The following is a 15,386-nucleotide window of genomic DNA, read 5'->3' as shown; positions in this document are numbered from 1 at the left end:
GCCTCGGTGGCTCAGTTGGCAGAGCGGCTGACTCGTAATCAGCAGGTCGGGGGTTCAAATCCCCTCCGAGGCTTATCGATCGTTGTGACAGCCGTCTCCTATACATATCCGACCATCATCAAAGGTACTCTATTTCATGCCCTTTTCTGAATAATAGTTTATCAAGACTATCGTCTAATTTTTTATCAAGTTTTTTTTGATTATTAGAGAGAAAACTCTTATCTGATTCTTGGCTAAAATGTATCGGACCGCTTAAAAAACCATAATTTTCGTCGTTCTCTTGTATATCATCGATAGTAACAATCGGCCTATTTAATATTTCATTGATCAATAGTTTGGCATAGGTTATATCATTGTTTATAAGCATATTCTGGATATCTTCGTTTTTTATAGATCTCAATCCATAATATGGGGTTTTTGTATCGAATAAATTTTTATTTTCAGAATAAGCTCCTATATTACTCCCTATTCCAATAGGGTTTGCCTTGTATATACTATCTAATTTGATCTGCCATATGTTTTTGGAGTCTGTTATAAATATATTGGCAAATCTTGACTCTTTTTTTATAGATACTCTCCATCCAAAAGGATTCTTCCTATAAAGAATGGATAACTCATTGAGCAAATCTTCAAATCTTTTCATCTGTTTATCTTGCTCCTAACTTACTAATAAAGTTAACGTAGATTGTATTTTAAAATATAAAACGAATAATAGTGTTTATTTGACACTTCTTAAAAAAATATAAATACGATAAAAGTTTTATGTGTAGACAAAAGAAGAGTTCTTAAAAAGATCGTTAATACTTCATAAAAAAATTTTGATTGAATGTAAAAACGATACGATCATCGATTATAAAATGAGAGATATACAGGCGTTTCTTTGAATGAGTTTTTATTTTTAATAAAATAATTTATAAAAGACAAAGATGTGATCTAAAATGGCAGAAATAGATTTAAAGATACCAAAAATACAAAAACCTGAGAATTTTATTGCAAAAATCAGCGATACTACGTTAAGGGACGGTTCTCAAATGCCAGGTGTCGTAATGAAGCTCTCTCAATCTATAAAGATATTCGAATATCTCGAGCAATTGGGTATAGAAAAGACCGAAATCTTCCTTTATTCTAATAAGGATAGGATAGCTGCCAAGACGATGATTAATAGAAACAAAGGAATAACCGAGATAACTGGATGGGCAAGAGCAAATCCTGAAGATATAGATCTGGTATTAAATTTTGACCAGATAAAAGAGGTAGGTATACTAATGTCCGTATCAGATATTCATTTAGATTATAAACTAAAGATGTCTCGGGAAGATGCGAGAGAGAAATACTTGGATGCGTTACAATATGCGGTCGATCACGGATTAAAAACAAGATGTCATCTTGAAGATATGACACGTTCAGACCTAGATGGTTTTGTATTTCCGCTTGTAAAGGATATACTTGATATAGCACCAGATACGATAATAAGAATATGTGATACGGTTGGTGTTGGATTACCTTACGAAGAGAGCCCTCTACCGGTTAGCATTCCTAAAATCATAAAAAATTTAAAGGAGATTGGTGTTAAAGAGATAGAGACGCATATGCATGATGATTTTGGAATGGCAGTAATAAACAGTATCGTTGGATATTTTTACAATGCACAATGGAGTAATCTAACATTCTTGGGTATAGGAGAGAGGGCAGGAAACGCAGAGATGGAAAAAATTATATTATTCCTCTCGACAAGGATTGAAGGATACGAAAACAAATATAATCTTTCAAAATTGGTAGAATTTTCCAGATATATACAAAAGGAGATTGGTATTAAAGTCCCTCCAAATAAGGCAATCATTGGACGGAACGTTTTTGCGCATGAGAGTGGTATTCATACTGCTGGTGTATTAAAAAACCCTATTACATACGAGCCCTACCCGCCTGAGTTGGTTGGAGGAGAGAGGAGGATTTTAATAGGAAGCACATCAGGGAGAGAAGTTGTACGAGCAAAGATAGAAGAGACATTAAAAGATTTGTTGGATGCCGACGTAACTATAAAAAAAGATGACCCTAGAGTAAGAATAATTGCTAAGGAGATAAAAAAATTGTACGACGAGGGAGAACGAGTTTCATGTATCTCTGATAAAGAATTAAGAGCTTATGTAGAGAAATACTTTATTTTAGATAAGATTGCAGAAGAAGAGATGGATCGGCCATTGATAGATGATAGGATGGAAAATGAGGAAACGGATTAGAATCTAAATGAGACCTTTCGTATTTATAAATATGGCGATGAGCGCGGATGGAAAGATATCTAACAGATTGAAAGAACAGATTAAATTATCCGGCAAAGAAGATCTTGATCGTGTAGATCGTCTCAAAAATTCAGTAGATGCGGTAATGGTAGGTATCGGCACGATTCTATCGGATAATCCAAGCTTGACGATAAAATCGGATGAAATAAAGAGAAGAAGAGAAGAAAGAGGAATAATGGAGAATCCTATAAGAATTATAGTGGACAGTAAATGCAGAATCCCATTAGATTCGGATGTGCTAAATAAAGGGAAGGGAGAGCGAATAATCATAACAAGTTACTCTGCTGATAAAGATAAGGTAGATATGTTGAGCAAGTATACAAAGATAATAAGAGTAGGTGCAGACAATATAGATCTGGTAAAAATGATGAAACTTTTATATGATAAAGGTATAAAGCGGATAATGGTCGAGGGTGGGGGAGAATTGGCATGGGGATTGATCAATGCTAGATTAGTCGATGAGTTATACTACTACATAAGTCCTATAATTATCGGTGGAAGAGACTCTCCAACACCTGTAGATGGCGATGGTTTTGTATCAGAATTTCCTAAATTGGAACTGATTGAGTTTGTTAAGATAGATAGCGGATTATTGATGCATTGGAAAGTTTTATAAAGAGGGATTTTATAAAGGAGGGAATGATGAAGAAAAAGAGAGTTAAATTAATAACTGGAAGAACAATAGAGCAGGGAATGTTTATAGAGCATAAAACTTCAAAAGAGTATTTTGATGCTACGGCAACCTGTTTTATGAATGAAAGATTGATCAAAGAATTAGATATAGAAGACTATGTGAAGGTTAATACGGATATTGCAAGCATCGTTCTGAGAGCTGAGAGAGAGAAAGGTATCCCTAAAGATCTGATTTTTATACCTATGGGTCCATGGGCAAATTTTATTCTGAATATAGATATAGGATTATCTGGAATGCCTTCTTTTAAAGGAGTAGATGCAACCATAGAGCCGACGGATGATAGACCACTCGAGTTGAAAGATTTGATAGGATTGTATAAGGGATAGATCATGATAATAAAAAATGTCGTATGTCCTTTCTGTGGATCTTTATGTGATGATCTTACAGTTGAGGTAGAAGGGAATGAGATAAAGAATGTCGATAATACATGCAAATTAGGTTATAACAAGATAGTAGGATACTCTCATGGTAGAATAGAGGCACCTTTAATAAGAGATAAAGAGGGGCTAAAAGAGATAAGCTATGATAAGGCAATAGATGAGGCTGCCAAGATCTTGTGTAATGCAAGAAGACCACTCATGTATGGTTGGAGTTCTACAACTTGTGAGGCGATAGAGAAAGGCATAGAACTGGCAATAAAGATAGGATCATTGATAGATCAGACTGCTACAGTATGCCATGGACCAACAACATTAGGGATTCAAGAAGAGGGTAAACCATCATGTACTCTGGGAGAGGTAAAAAACAGGGCAGATCTGGTTATATACTGGGGTTGTAATCCATTTCATGCACATCCTAGGCATATGGGGAGATATTCTACATTTACGAAAGGATACTTTACGAATAAAGGAAGGAAAGATAGAAAAATAATCGTTGTAGATGTCAGAGAGAGTGATACCTCAAAAGTTGCAGATATTTTTCTAAAAATAGAGCCTGGATCGGATTATAAGATCATAAACGCATTGACATCTATCATCATAGGTAACGGAGATATCTTGCCTGAAGAGATAGGTGGCATATCCAAAGATCGTTTGGAATATATTGCAGGAGAGATGGTTAATGCAAACTTTGGGATAGTCTTCTTTGGACTAGGAGTTACGATGACAGGCGTAAAAGATAAAAATATCGGATCTCTCTCCAGATTAGTTAAAGAGTTAAACAGAAATACAAAGTTTTCCCTGATGCCTATGCGTGGGCATTATAACGTATCTGGTGCCGGTAATGTATTTACATGGTTGACAGGCTTTCCTTATGCTATAGATCTCTCGAGAGGTTATGCTTATTACAATCCAGGAGAAACTACAGCAAACGATGTATTGGCAAGAAAAGAGGTGGATGCAATCTTAGTCGTCGCATCGGATCCTGTTGCTCATTTTGTCAATCCTTCTATAAGAAGATTGGCAGAGATACCTTTGATAGCTATAGAACCATATACCAGTGCGACTACGGAACTTGCAGATCTTATAATACCAGTAGCAATTTCTGGCATAGAGGCAGATGGTACTGCCTATAGGATGGATGAGATTCCTATAAGGGTAAAAAAGTTTATAGATTCTAAATTTAAGAGCGATTTAGAGATATTGACCGATATAATTAATAGGATAGATCGTTATGAATGAACTTATAATAAAAAATGGGATAGTTTTTGATCCTTTGAATAATATAAAAGATGAAAAGAAAGACATCTGTATAAGAGATGGAAAGATCGTCGATGATGTGAAAAATCCAAAAATACTTGATGTAAATGGTTTATTGGTCTTTCCTGGTGGTGTTGATGGCCATTCTCATATAGCAGGTGCAAAAGTTAATTCTGGTAGATTAATCCGTCCAGAAGATGGACGACGATCATTAAAACCCAAAACGTCTATTACTATGCCATCATCAGGTTATTCTGTAAAAAACGTCTTTTCAGAAGGTTATGATTATAGTATAATGGGATATACTACTGTTGTAGAACCTGCGATGCCACCATTGTCTGCTATACATACCCATGAAGAACTGAGAGATATACCAATGCTTGATAAATTATCTCTGACCCTTTTTGGTTTCAACTGGTTTGTAATGGGATATGTAAGCAGAGGCGAGATAGATAAACTTGCCGCGTATGTTGCTTGGATGTTAAAAAGAACGAGAGGATATGGTATAAAGATTGTTAATCCTGGTGGTGGAGAGAACTGGAAATGGGGTAAGAACGTGGATTCATTGGATGATCAGGTTATTCATTTTGGAGTTACACCGAGAGAAATTCTTAACGATCTGATGAAAGTAAACGAGATTCTGGATCTCCCTCATCCTATACACGTTCATACTAATAAATTAGGACAACCAGGAAATTATAATATAACCGTAGATACGATGAAACTTGCCAGCGGGTTCGAGACTCAGCGGGGTAGAGAACCTCTTCATATAACACATGTTATGTTTAGTTCATACGGAGGAGAAAATTGGAAGACTTTTGATAGTAAAGCAGATGAGATTGCAAGAGAAGTCAATTCTAACAAGTTCATAACCGTAGATGTGGGACAGTTAATGTTTGGTGATACTACGACTATGACTGCAGATGGTTATTTAGAGTTTAATTTACAGAAATTAACCGGTTTTAAATGGAGTAACTCAGATACGGAACTTGAAACTGGCGGCGGCGTTACACCCGTGATATACTCTCCAACAGTACCGGTTAACGTTATACAATGGGCTATAGGACTGGAGGCAGCCTTATTGATAAATGATCCGTATCAGGTTTGGCTGACGACGGATCATCCAAACGGCGCACCTCTTACGAGATATCCTGAAATAATATCCCTCTTGATGAGTAAAGAGAAAAGAGAGAAGGAGATACTCCAGGTAAACAATGCAGTCAATAAACGAGCGATACTTCCATCTTTAGATAGAGAATACGAATGGAATGAGATAGCTATAATTACCAGAGCTGCACAAGCAAATTCGTATCAATTGAGAGATAAGGGACATTTAGGTATAGGAGCGGATGCGGATGTTACTATATTCGATATAAAACCTAACGAGATAGATCCATCAAAAGATTATGATAAAGTGGAAAAAGCGTTCTCTGCTGCAAAATATACGATAAAAGGTGGAGAGATAGTTGTTAAAGATGGACAGATAGTAAAGGTAGTCTCAGGTAAGACTTATTGGACTAACGCAGAGTTTGATGAATATTACGAACTAATAGAGGACGATCTTAAAGACTGGTTTGCAAATTATTACACGGTCAATCTTGACAATTATGGTGTCAACGATGTATATCTTACCAATCCGTGTATGATAAGGACGAATCCCACGATAGGTAGTAGGGTGAGGCTTGCATGAGAGTGATAACTTTAAATTTAAAGTATGATGGGAGCATTCCGGTAGAGGCAGAGACAATAACCCCAGATAGCTTCTCTGATAAGAGTAAAGAAGAAATAGAAGAGTTGAGTCTTTATTTAGGTAACAAAGTCGTAAAATTGAGAGAGATCTTCGACGTATCTGTAGAAGGAAGTAATACTGGAATAGATGATGTTAAGATCATAATAAAAGGTAACGCATACAGGATAAAAAGAATAGGTGAAGGAATGACAGGAGGAGAGATTTTGGTAGAAGGTAACGTAGATATGCGTTGTGGTAGTATGATGCGAGGTGGGAAGATAACTATAAAAGGGAATGCTGACTCATGGACGGGGCAAGAGATGGTTGGGGGAGAGATAATAATAGAAGGAGATGCGGGTAATTATATCGGTAGTGGATACAGAGGAGCGTTGAATGGAATGAGCGGAGGAAAGATAACTATAAAAGGAAATGCAGGATTATATTTAGGAGAAAAGATGAATGGGGGAGAGATCGTAGTAGAGAAAGATGCTGATATGCTTGCAGGGCTGGAAATGAGCGGCGGAAAGATAACTATAAAAGGGAATGCTATAATGCCTGGCGGTGAGATGACCGGAGGTGATATAATAGTGATGGGGACAGTGATAGATAGGTTGCCTACTTTCAAGTATCTCGGTAAAGAGATTATAGATAATGCAAACTTTGAAAAATATGTCGGAGATTTGGCTATGAGGAGGGCAAAAGGATCTCTATATATAAAAGCGCCTTAATATTATTTAAATAGGGAGGTTGGTACAGAACAACGCTAAGATAGATACGGTAGCTGTTATTAGAGAAGAAAACGAGATTGTACGGATTGTCTTAATTATATCCTGTAATAGAGGGTGATTGTATCTTTTTCCTATTGTATAGTAAGAACGTTTTACCAGCCGAACCTTTAAGATTTCGCTTATCGTAGCCATAGGATATCCGGAATTAGGACTTTCAACCATCTTTCTCTCTTTTAATATATTTTTAAGCATATTAATACTCGGATATCTTCTATCTCTAACAAACCATGGTATATAAGAGATTAAGAGCAAGATCATAGATATCCTGCTAGGTATGAAATTTAGTATATCGTCAAATTTAGCAGATGCAAAACCTATATCCAACCATTTTTCATTCTTATAACCTATCATCGAATCTAAAGTATTCACCACTCTGAAACAGAAGATTCCAGGAAGACCGAAGAGGATAAAATAAAAGAGAGGGGATAAAAACCCATCGACAAAGTTTTCAGATGTTGATTCTATCGTTGCAGATATTATCTCCTCTTTATTTAGATTGCTTACATCTCTGCTGACGATATTACCTACCAAAACGCGCCCCTTTTCGATGTTATCCTCTTTTAATGCTATATATACAGAACAAGCAGAATTTACGAGGAGATTAAAAGAGAAACAACTTTTAATAAGGTAAGCTAAGAAGATGATAGAGAAAAATGGATCTATGTAATCGACGAGGATATTCTGTATAAGATATCCTGATAAGATAGAGATAAAGGATAAAAAGATAAGGATAGAAAAACCATACGTTTTTTTAGCAATTTTTTTATCTATAGTCAATCCAGAATTGGCTAATTTATCTATAATCTTTCCTAACCAGACAACAGGGTGAAATATTCTATTAGGTTCTCCAAATATTAAATCTAAAAAAAATGCTGTGATGAATGCTGTTAATATTATATCCACCTATCTTATCTCCTTAATGCTATATATCAATCGTTTGTTATCTTTCCTATTGCGGATAGCCACCCTTATATAAGAATCTCCTGTAAAACGAAAAGTGCTGCAATCTCGTACGATAATTCCTTTTTTTGCTAATTTTGCAGTTAATTCAGACGATTTTACATTTAATGGCTCGATATTAATCATTAAAAAATTAGAATCACTCTTTATTGTTTTAAGACCCAAATTTGATAATTCTTTCTCTAACCATTCCCTTTCGCTCTTTATAAATCGTCTAGACTCTTCTAAAAACGTCTTACCATTTTTCAATAGATAAGATGCTACCTCTGATTCGATACAGCCAACGTTCCATGGTATTCTTACAGCATCTATCTTATCTATCAGCGATCTGCTACCGATACCGTATCCTACTCTTAAACCAGGTATAGAGAAACATTTTGTGAGCGACCGGAGCACGAAAAGTCTCTCATCTTTTACGGCATCCTTGACGAGGCTCTCTTCCGGTTGAGATAATTCTATGAACGCCTCATCTATGAATAAGTAAGATCCTTCTTTATTACAAAAATCCAGTATTAAATTTACCTTATCTTTTTTAATAAGAGTGCCTGTAGGATTATTAGGATTACAGAGAAATATGACCTTTATATTATTCTTTTTAATATCGATTAGGTTTGATTCCCGAATAAGTTTGTTATATTCGACAAAGATTGGATTCGCTCCAAAAATTTTTCCAAAATACTCGTATTCCATAAACGTTGGCTGAAATATTAAAATTTTATCTCCTTTTTCTAAAACAGCATGGGAAAAATTCTTTATTATCTCGATGGATCCTGTACCTATAGTAATATTCTCAGACGGGATGACTGAATCATGGAATAAAGATATAGAGGATTTAAGTTTGGTATAATTATCATCAGGATAATATTTTATCCTATCTATAGACTTTATAATAATTTTTTTGAAATCCATGCTCAACGGGTTTATATTGGCACTGAATTCTATGATGTTCTCTAACTTTTCATTCTCTTTATCGATGATGCCTAGTGCTTTTCCACCATGGTCAGGTCTCATAAAATACCACAAATATAATTACAATATATTAATAAAGGTTTAGTCGGTTAATTAATGGAGGAAAAATGACTAATCTTGATCTTACGAAGATGCTAATAATACAAGGAACATCTTCTCATGCCGGAAAAAGCGTCTTTGTCACTGCATTATGCAGAATTTTCTCAAACGAAGGATTAAAAGTCGCCCCGTTCAAAGCGCAGAATATGAGCCTTAATTCTTACGTTACTATCGATGATAAGGAGATAAGTATAGCTCAAGCGATACAGGCGATAGCCGCTCGATCGGAGCCATCAGTAGAGATGAATCCGATCTTACTCAAACCAAGCAGAGAGAATGTGTCTCAGATAGTAGTTATGGGCAGACCGTTTAAAGATACGGATATAAATAATTACTACTCCAATATAGACTACTTTAGAGAGATAGCAAAAGACGCGCTGATAAGATTGAGCAGAGCTAACGATCTGATCATAATAGAGGGTGCAGGGAGTCCTGCCGAGATAAATCTTTACGATAGAGATCTACCGAATACCTTTGTATCGAGAATAACAAGAGCACCAATAATCCTTATAGCAGATATAGAAAAAGGTGGGGTCTTTGCAAGTATTTATGGAACTGTAAAACTCCTTCCTGATGATATACAGGGACAGGTTAAAGGAATTATAATAAACAAGTTTCGCGGAGATAAAAAGATATTAGAGCCTGGTATAAAAAAAATAGAAGAATTGCTTGGTATACCCGTCCTTGGCATTGTTCCTTATTTGGATTTTAAAATACCGAGCGAAGATTCTGTTTCGATAGATAATAAGATAAGCGGGTATGGTATAGAGATAGCGATCATAAAACTGCCAAGAATTTCAAATTTTACAGATTTTGAGCCGCTGGAAGATGAGGCAGATATTAGATACGTATCTTTAACAGAAAAACTTGGCGATCCTGATGCTATAATAATACCTGGAACAAAAAACACGGTAGAAGATACGATAGAATTTAAAAAAAGCGGGTTATATAAAGAAATAATCTCAAAACAAGGGAAAATACCGATAATAGGAATATGCGGTGGATACCAAATTTTAGGGAGGTCTATCATAGATAAAGGGATAGAGAACAGAGGAGAGGTAGAGGTTGAAGGGTTGGGATTACTAGATGTTTATACCATATTCGATGAGTATGAAAAGACTACGAGACGTGTCAAAAAGATTGTTAATAAGATAGGTCCAATCCTTAGCAGAATTAACGGGGATGAGATAGAAGGATACGAGATACATATGGGGAGAACAATATCAGAGCACCCTATTTTTGGAGATGACGGGGCTATAGATAGAGAAGGATTAACGATTGGTACCTATCTACACGGATTATTTCATAACGAGAACTTCAAAGATGCATTTTTAGATTATCTATACGAGAAAAAAGGTATAAAAAGGATTAAAACCGAAAAATTTGATCAATTTAAAATACTTACATCAGAATTGCTTAAATATATAGATATTAACAAGATAAAAGATTTGATACAGATTTAATCTGATAATAATCGTAATTCGGATAAAAATTCTCCTCGCTGAAATTTTCAAATGATCTTTATTTTCTTTTTTGCAAAGTCATGATACTATTTGCATAGTTTAAAGCATGATTTGTTCCATTTGGGCTAATTATTCATAAAGATAAAATGTATTAAATAGTTTTTTATAAATATTGGCTACAGGTTTTGTAGATATAAGACCGGAAGACCGGTTGCCGAAGGCAATTTTGGAATATCTTTGATCTCTATTTTATCTGTTATTACTCAAAAAAATCTCTTTTTATTAGTGTCATGTATTTAGTCGGAATTTCATCCAATCGCGTTTGTTACAAGTTCTGGCAGGTCCAGTATCTCAATATTGTATCCTTTATTCCGTTTTACATCCGAAAATTGAAAATTACAGAATGGACATGTGGTTACTATGATCTCTGCCCCCTTCTCTTTTGCATCTTTTATTGTCTTAGAACCGATCTCTATTGATATCTCTGGAAACTTTGGCTTTACGCCTGACGGAGCACCACAGCATCTATTCATCCCTAACTCAACAAGTTTTATTCCTGGTATCTCTCCAACTATCTCGCTCGCCATTGAAAATATATCTTCTTCAATGTTACATGCCTTGTGTATTACAATCGTCTTCTTAATTTCGTTTTTGAACTTTATCTTATCATCCTTTATTAAATTATATATAAATTCGATGATATTCATCTCTTGAATGTTCCAGTCGATGATATAGGGGTATACACGTGAATAGATTATATGACATCCCGCACAGGCGGAGATGATCTTATTTGAACCGACAGATTCGATCGAACTTTTATTTTTCTTTGCATTCTCTAAGACGATCTCATTTTTACCGTTATCCCATGCAAAAGAGCTACAACAAACCTCTCTATCACCGAGTATCGTAAAATCTACTCCTGCTTCTCTCAATATCTTTACAGTAGATCTGGCTATGTTGGTATTGATCATCGATGCAAAACAACCTGTCATATAGACATATTCTGCGTTCTGCTTGAAAAATGATCTCTCTGTCCATTTAAGCCTCTCAGAAGGATCTTTATGGATCGATACCCCATGATTTAGGATATTTTCGGAAATCTTCCTATGTAAGCTGGGTTCTCTCCCTAATTTTACAATCTCCTTCCTTGCCAAACGGACGATCTCAGATATTTGAATATCTTCTTTGCATACAGATTCACATGCTCTACATCGCATACATGCATATATATTATCTATCTGCTCTTCTTTAAGTTCTCTTCCATCCAATATCTCTTGTGCATCTTTTATCTTTTTGCTTGGATAATATTTATCTATAATCTCTGTTACAGGACAGACATCATCACATGCACCACATTCAATACAGGATTGTAATGTTATAGCGTAGTCTGATAATTCCATTTTTTCTCTTTTTTATCGATCTCAATAATATAAAAACATTTCGAAATGCCATAGTAATAATATCAATATAAGAATCTTTTATAGTGCAATAGTTAATTATTTATAGTATAAATAACTAAAAATATCCGTATTTAATCGCAGATGATAGATATGAAGACGGATTTATTGATAATAGGAGGAGGTGCAGCTGGTATTCCTGCTGCTTTGACAGCAAAGAGTTTTTACCCTGATAAAAAAGTGACAATGATAAGAAAAGAGCCAAAAGCTGTTGTACCCTGTGGGATTCCATATATCTCTACGACCCTAAATGGAGAAATCGAGAAGGATGTCATACCTGATACGATGCTCACAGGAAAGAGGATTGAGATTATCATAGATGAAGTTAGGTCAATAGAGAGAGAATCAAAGTCTGTTACCACATCTAAGGGAGATCAGATAAACTATGATAAGTTGATCCTTGCTACCGGCTCAGAACCAATCGTGCCGCCCATACCAGGTGTGAATGTAAAAAATGTCTTCTCCGTTAAGAAGGACGCGAGATATCTTGAGGAGTTGTTTAGCGCCATGCCATATTCGGAGGATATCGTCATAATTGGTGGAGGGTTCATCGGGGTAGAATTTGCAGACGATATATCAAAAGGAGATGCAAATGTTAGTATTGTGGAGATGCTTCCCCGTTGTCTGATGGCAGCATTTGATGAGGATTTCTGCGCCAAAGCAGAGGATGAGCTTAAAAAGGAAGGAGTGAATATATACACCAATTGTACCGCCGAAGCGATCATAGGAGAGGAGAAGGTCGAATATGTAAAGTTGAGTAATAAAGATGAGATAAAAGCAGACATGGTGATCTTGGGTATAGGCGTTAAACCGAACGTTGAGCTCGCTAAAAATTCAGGTTTAAAAATTTCTGAAAAAGGAGGAATTTGGGTCGATAAATACATGAGAACGGAGGATAAGGACATCTTTGCGATTGGGGACTGCGCAGAATCGTATTCGTTCTTTACGAAGGATCCCGTCCCCCTGAGGCTTGCGTCGATCGCGTCAAACGAAGGGAGAATCGCGGGCGCCAACGCGTTCAAGTTGAGACGTATCAACGAAGGTACAATCGGCACGTTCTCGACAATGGCAGGGAATTATGGATTTGCAAAAACAGGACTGACACAAAAGGATGCGAAGGATTTTGGATACGAGATCGTGGTAGGTGATGCCGAAGCTCCTGATAGACACCCAGCAACTCTACCAGGAATGCATATGATAAAGGTAAGACTGATCTTTGAAAAGACGACTGCACAGTTGATAGGTGGAGAAATATACGGTAGTGGAAGCGCTGCAGGTTGCATGATAAATACTGTTGCAACGATGGTACAAAATAGAATGATAATAGATGAGATACCCACCTTCCAGATGGGAACACATCCATTGATGACCTGCTCTCCTGCTAACTGCCACATATTGAATGCAGCAGAAGATGCTATCTCCAAGTTATGATAAAATCTTAAAATAGATGTAAAAACTTTATAAAATGTCTGAAATCATAATACTTTGCAAGGAGGGCACAATAAATTCCTATTTGAGTACTCTTATCATTGCCATAAATGGAAAGAGATTAGGAAAAGATGTTGCAGTAGTATTCTTACAGGAAGGATTGGCATCACTCATAGATAATAAGTTTAAATATGCTCCAGGATTAGAAGACTACGCAGAAGAGATAAAGAAGAACGCAGCAGAGATGGGTATCTCTACAGATCCCTACGACCTGATTAAAATGGCAAATAATGCAAAAGTGCCACTATTTGCATGCTATGCATGGATGAAACTCCTAGGTGGAAGATCTCCAAAATTTGAGATTCCTGAAGGAGTTCAGAAGATTGAATTAGCCGAATTGTTGGAAGAATTAATCAAGGCTGAGAAAGTTATCACACTTTAATAGACCGGTGCAATACCCAGAGCTAGCTCTGCAGCATCTATTGTTACATCGATCAACAAGGATAGAGAAGGATCATAGGATCTTTCCATATTTCTCAGCTCTTTGGCAGTTATACCTGCATATATTGCCATAGCAAGCTCATTGACCCTTTCAGCAACTGTTGATCTGCCTAGCATCTGTGCTCCTATCAATCTTGTGGTGTAAGCATCGAATATCAATTTAAGGGTAAGTGAGGAGGCATTAGGAAAATAACGCGCCTTTATCAGCTTTGTTGCTTTTCCACTTACCGTCTTTATTCCTGCCATCCTTGCTTCTTTGGTTGTTATACCTACAGACCCGACAAGCAGACCATCTATATTAGAGACGCTCGGATTTAAAGATTGCTCGTAGGAGGAATATAACTCAGGTCTCCCTGTCATTTCAGCCAGTATATTATCTGTAACAACCTTTGCTTGGACTACCGCGGTCGATGCGAATTGGCTCAGTCGAGAACGATGGGTTATACCATCGATCACCTCAACGCAATCGCCAAGAGCATATACATTTTTTATAGGAAGTCCATTCATTTGAACACGCATCACCTTATCTGTAACTATCCCACCATGCCTACCGATATCGATACCTGCATTACTTGCAAGTTTTGTGTTTGGTCTTGCACCTGTTGCGATTACTGCAATATCTGCAGGAATCTCCTCTTCCCCAACTACTACGTATTTTAATCTATCTCCATCTCCTTTCAAAGTTAGCGATCTTTTTTCTAAAATGAACCTTATGCCTTTCTTTTCCAGCCATTCCTTTAATATATCTCCCATATCCGGATCTAAGATAGAAGGAAGCAAGGAGGGGGGCCCACCAAAGAGAGTTGTCTTCAACCCTTTTGTTGCAAAAGCAACCGCAACTTGCAACCCGTTTATTCCCCGACCACGTACAAAAGCATTTTTTACATCATCAGCATTCATCGCTGATTCTATCCTTCGTGCATCATCCTCATTGTTGAAAGTATAAATATTTCTAAGCTTTGTCTCCTCTACTACTGCTGGTACTGAAGGTGTTCTGCCAGTGGCAATGATAAGATAATCGTATCTTAGCACTTCACCTTTTTTTAGCGTTATCTTATTATCCTTCAAATTTATCTCTACTACTTCGGTCTCTGTCCTAAAATCAACACCTTGGTCAAGAAAGAACTGCGGCTTGTTTATTTCCGTCCTATCTATATCATATAATCCTTGTAATGCATAAGGTAATCCACAAACAGATACCCAACCGCTTTTCTCTCGCTTTACAAGTGTTAAATCCATTACTTCTTTAACTTCGTCCTTCTTTGCAAGTAAGTTCCTCAATACATAAATTCCGCTAATACCACCACCAATGATGACAATTTTTTTTACCATTTTACTCTCACATCTTTTAATTAAAATCTCGA

14 protein-coding genes and 1 tRNA gene are annotated in these 15,386 nt (G+C 36.4%); 10 read left to right on the top strand and 5 right to left on the bottom strand.

Going from position 1 to position 15,386, the window contains the following annotated elements; all coding sequences use genetic code 11:
- A tRNA-Thr gene (locus tag LPC15_RS06180) sits at positions 1-73 on the top strand.
- Positions 74-118: 45 nt separating this feature from the next.
- Here LPC15_RS06180 and LPC15_RS06175 read toward each other — a convergent pair.
- Positions 119-643, bottom strand: coding sequence for a hypothetical protein (locus LPC15_RS06175; RefSeq protein ID WP_229234494.1), 525 nt, complete (start codon positions 641-643; stop codon positions 119-121).
- Positions 644-938: 295 nt separating this feature from the next.
- Here LPC15_RS06175 and LPC15_RS06170 point away from each other — a divergent pair, with 295 nt between their 5' ends.
- The 6 genes from LPC15_RS06170 to LPC15_RS06145 are packed head-to-tail and all read left to right on the top strand — an operon-like array spanning position 939 to position 7,085.
- The gene (locus LPC15_RS06170; RefSeq protein ID WP_229234493.1) at positions 939-2,237 is read left to right on the top strand and encodes a LeuA family protein; all 1,299 of its coding nucleotides are present in this window, start codon (positions 939-941) and stop codon (positions 2,235-2,237) included.
- A gap of 7 nt (positions 2,238-2,244) precedes the next feature.
- Entirely contained in the window at positions 2,245-2,913 is a 669-nt protein-coding gene (locus LPC15_RS06165; RefSeq protein ID WP_229234492.1) for a 2,5-diamino-6-(ribosylamino)-4(3H)-pyrimidinone 5'-phosphate reductase, read from the top strand.
- 26 nt (positions 2,914-2,939) lie between these two features.
- Positions 2,940-3,317: a molybdopterin dinucleotide binding domain-containing protein gene (locus LPC15_RS06160; RefSeq protein WP_229234491.1), complete on the top strand. Its 378-nt coding sequence runs from the start codon at positions 2,940-2,942 to the stop codon at positions 3,315-3,317.
- A gap of 3 nt (positions 3,318-3,320) precedes the next feature.
- Positions 3,321-4,610: a formylmethanofuran dehydrogenase subunit B gene (locus tag LPC15_RS06155; RefSeq protein WP_229234490.1), complete on the top strand. Its 1,290-nt coding sequence runs from the start codon at positions 3,321-3,323 to the stop codon at positions 4,608-4,610.
- Positions 4,603-6,318 carry a formylmethanofuran dehydrogenase subunit A gene (locus tag LPC15_RS06150; RefSeq protein ID WP_229234489.1) on the top strand — a complete coding sequence of 572 codons (1,716 nt, stop codon included), beginning with the start codon at positions 4,603-4,605 and terminating at the stop codon, positions 6,316-6,318. The genes LPC15_RS06155 and LPC15_RS06150 overlap by 8 nt, the downstream gene beginning before the upstream one ends.
- Complete coding sequence (locus LPC15_RS06145; RefSeq protein ID WP_229234488.1) at positions 6,315-7,085, top strand: formylmethanofuran dehydrogenase subunit C; 771 nt, start codon at positions 6,315-6,317, stop codon at positions 7,083-7,085. The genes LPC15_RS06150 and LPC15_RS06145 overlap by 4 nt, the downstream gene beginning before the upstream one ends.
- 6 nt (positions 7,086-7,091) lie before the next feature.
- Here LPC15_RS06145 and LPC15_RS06140 read toward each other — a convergent pair whose 3' ends face one another.
- Together LPC15_RS06140 and LPC15_RS06135 are read right to left on the bottom strand one after the other, a co-directional pair.
- Complete coding sequence (locus LPC15_RS06140) at positions 7,092-8,048, bottom strand: cobalamin biosynthesis protein (RefSeq protein ID WP_229234487.1); 957 nt, start codon at positions 8,046-8,048, stop codon at positions 7,092-7,094.
- On the bottom strand, positions 8,049-9,116 hold the full coding sequence (locus LPC15_RS06135; RefSeq protein WP_229234486.1) for a pyridoxal phosphate-dependent aminotransferase: 1,068 nt from the start codon (positions 9,114-9,116) through the stop codon (positions 8,049-8,051).
- 65 nt (positions 9,117-9,181) lie between these two features.
- Here LPC15_RS06135 and cobQ point away from each other — a divergent pair, with 65 nt between their 5' ends.
- Complete coding sequence (gene cobQ / locus LPC15_RS06130; protein WP_229234485.1) at positions 9,182-10,636, top strand: cobyric acid synthase CobQ; 1,455 nt, start codon at positions 9,182-9,184, stop codon at positions 10,634-10,636.
- A 308-nt stretch (positions 10,637-10,944) separates the two neighbouring features.
- On the opposite strand, the gene LPC15_RS06125 is transcribed toward cobQ, so the two are convergent.
- Complete coding sequence (locus LPC15_RS06125) at positions 10,945-12,036, bottom strand: (Fe-S)-binding protein (RefSeq protein ID WP_229234484.1); 1,092 nt, start codon at positions 12,034-12,036, stop codon at positions 10,945-10,947.
- A 141-nt stretch (positions 12,037-12,177) separates the two neighbouring features.
- On the opposite strand from LPC15_RS06125, the gene LPC15_RS06120 reads away from it, so the two are divergent.
- Positions 12,178-13,524: an FAD-dependent oxidoreductase gene (locus LPC15_RS06120; RefSeq protein ID WP_229234483.1), complete on the top strand. Its 1,347-nt coding sequence runs from the start codon at positions 12,178-12,180 to the stop codon at positions 13,522-13,524.
- 34 nt (positions 13,525-13,558) lie between these two features.
- Entirely contained in the window at positions 13,559-13,963 is a 405-nt protein-coding gene (locus tag LPC15_RS06115) for a hypothetical protein (protein WP_229234482.1), read from the top strand.
- Here the strand turns inward: LPC15_RS06115 and LPC15_RS06110 are convergent.
- The gene (locus LPC15_RS06110; protein WP_229234481.1) at positions 13,960-15,354 is read right to left on the bottom strand and encodes an FAD-dependent oxidoreductase; all 1,395 of its coding nucleotides are present in this window, start codon (positions 15,352-15,354) and stop codon (positions 13,960-13,962) included. The two genes, LPC15_RS06115 and LPC15_RS06110, sit on opposite strands and share 4 nt — an antisense overlap.
- Between the last annotated feature and the right edge of the window lie 32 nt (positions 15,355-15,386).

The organism is Candidatus Methanoliparum sp. LAM-1 (assembly GCF_020885915.1).
Lineage (GTDB): Archaea > Halobacteriota > Methanoliparia > Methanoliparales > Methanoliparaceae > Methanoliparum > Methanoliparum thermophilum.
The sequence above is the reverse complement of the archived record's forward strand: the minus strand, read 5'-3'. Positions and strand labels throughout refer to the sequence as shown.

Excerpts from the sequence above, each read along its gene's own strand:
- LPC15_RS06175 (WP_229234494.1), bottom strand. The coding sequence starts at position 643 with ATGAAAAGATTTGAAGATTTGCTCAATGAGTTATCCATTCTTTATAGG.
- LPC15_RS06170 (WP_229234493.1), top strand. The coding sequence starts at position 939 with ATGGCAGAAATAGATTTAAAGATACCAAAAATACAAAAACCTGAGAAT.
- LPC15_RS06165 (WP_229234492.1), top strand. The coding sequence starts at position 2,245 with ATGAGACCTTTCGTATTTATAAATATGGCGATGAGCGCGGATGGAAAG.
- LPC15_RS06160 (WP_229234491.1), top strand. The coding sequence starts at position 2,940 with ATGAAGAAAAAGAGAGTTAAATTAATAACTGGAAGAACAATAGAGCAG.
- LPC15_RS06155 (WP_229234490.1), top strand. The coding sequence starts at position 3,321 with ATGATAATAAAAAATGTCGTATGTCCTTTCTGTGGATCTTTATGTGAT.
- LPC15_RS06150 (WP_229234489.1), top strand. The coding sequence starts at position 4,603 with ATGAATGAACTTATAATAAAAAATGGGATAGTTTTTGATCCTTTGAAT.
- LPC15_RS06145 (WP_229234488.1), top strand. The coding sequence starts at position 6,315 with ATGAGAGTGATAACTTTAAATTTAAAGTATGATGGGAGCATTCCGGTA.
- LPC15_RS06135 (WP_229234486.1), bottom strand. The coding sequence starts at position 9,116 with ATGAGACCTGACCATGGTGGAAAAGCACTAGGCATCATCGATAAAGAG.
- cobQ (WP_229234485.1), top strand. The coding sequence starts at position 9,182 with ATGACTAATCTTGATCTTACGAAGATGCTAATAATACAAGGAACATCT.
- LPC15_RS06125 (WP_229234484.1), bottom strand. The coding sequence starts at position 12,036 with ATGGAATTATCAGACTACGCTATAACATTACAATCCTGTATTGAATGT.
- LPC15_RS06120 (WP_229234483.1), top strand. The coding sequence starts at position 12,178 with ATGATAGATATGAAGACGGATTTATTGATAATAGGAGGAGGTGCAGCT.
- LPC15_RS06115 (WP_229234482.1), top strand. The coding sequence starts at position 13,559 with ATGTCTGAAATCATAATACTTTGCAAGGAGGGCACAATAAATTCCTAT.
- LPC15_RS06110 (WP_229234481.1), bottom strand. The coding sequence starts at position 15,354 with ATGGTAAAAAAAATTGTCATCATTGGTGGTGGTATTAGCGGAATTTAT.